Below are 1,129 nucleotides of genomic sequence, written 5' to 3'. Positions count from 1 at the left end.
TGTTGCGGTGCATGAGGTTGTTGACAGCGGGGCGGTAGGGGCCGGGACGTAGGACGGGTCCCCGGCGGCAGGATGTGAAGCGCTGACCACACGTCCTGACCGACCCGGAGACCCGTCTTGTCCCACGCTAACGCGCCCTTGACCCCTGCTGGCCGGCTGCGGTTGATCGACCGGTGCGCTACCCGTCCGATCGCGCACATCGCTGCTGAGGCCGGTGTGTCCCGGCAGTGCCTGTCCAAGTGGAAGAACCGCTACGACGCCCTTGGCGAGGTCGGGCTGCTGGACCGCTCCAGCGCCCCGCACGCCAGCCCCACCCAGACCGAAGGCGAGGTGGTAGCCCGCATCGAGGCGCTGCGGCGGGAGAAGAAGTGGTCCGCGCGGTTGATCACCGCCGAGCTCAACGGCGACGGTGTGGACATCAGCGCCGCCACCGTCGGACGGTGGCTGGCCCGACTGGGCATCAACCGCCGCCGCTTCCTGGACCCCGACGGGGACAACAACCGCGCCCCAGGCAAGATCACCGCCCGCTACCCCGGGCACATGATCCACGTCGATGTGAAGAAGGTCGGCCGCATCCCCGACGGCGGCGGATGGCGCGCCCACGGCCGCGGCAGCGACGGTGACCGCGCCGCCGCACGCGCCAAGACCGCCGCGGCCAAGACCGGCCAGAAGGCCGGCTACGTCTACCTGCACTCGGCCATCGACGGGTTCTCCCGACTGGCCTACACCGAACCCCTGGCCAACGAGACCGCCAAGACCGCCATCGCGTTCTTCGCCCGCGCCCGCGCGTTCTTCCGCGCCCACGGCATCGGCCGCATCACCCGGGTCATCACCGACAACGGGTCCTGCTACCGCGCCGGGGCGTTCACCAGGTCACTGTTCGACGCCAGCCGCCACCAGCGGACCCGGCCGTTCACGCCCAAGCACAACGGCAAGGTCGAGCGCTACCAGCGGATCCTGGCCGAGGAGCTGCTCTACGCCCGCACCTGGACATCCGAAGCCCAACGAGCCCAGGCGATCGCGGTCTGGACCGTGCACTACAACTACCACCGACCACACACCGCCGCCGGGAACCGACCACCCGCCTCACGCCTCCACGCCGGCGTCACCAACGTCATGACGAGCAACA

At 70.1% G+C, this 1,129-nt stretch carries 1 protein-coding gene; it reads left to right on the top strand.

All coding sequences use genetic code 11. The annotated features are described in order from the left end of the window. Window positions 1-117 precede the first annotated feature (117 nt). On the top strand, window positions 118-1,129 hold a 1,012-nt coding region (locus tag UXQ13_RS23545), incomplete at its 3' end, for an IS481 family transposase (RefSeq protein ID WP_336393097.1).

The sequence above is a fragment of the Klenkia terrae genome (genome assembly GCF_037083865.1).
GTDB lineage: Bacteria > Actinomycetota > Actinomycetes > Mycobacteriales > Geodermatophilaceae > Klenkia > Klenkia terrae.
Note: the sequence above shows the minus strand (reverse complement) of the source record. Positions and strands in the feature narration are given on the sequence as shown.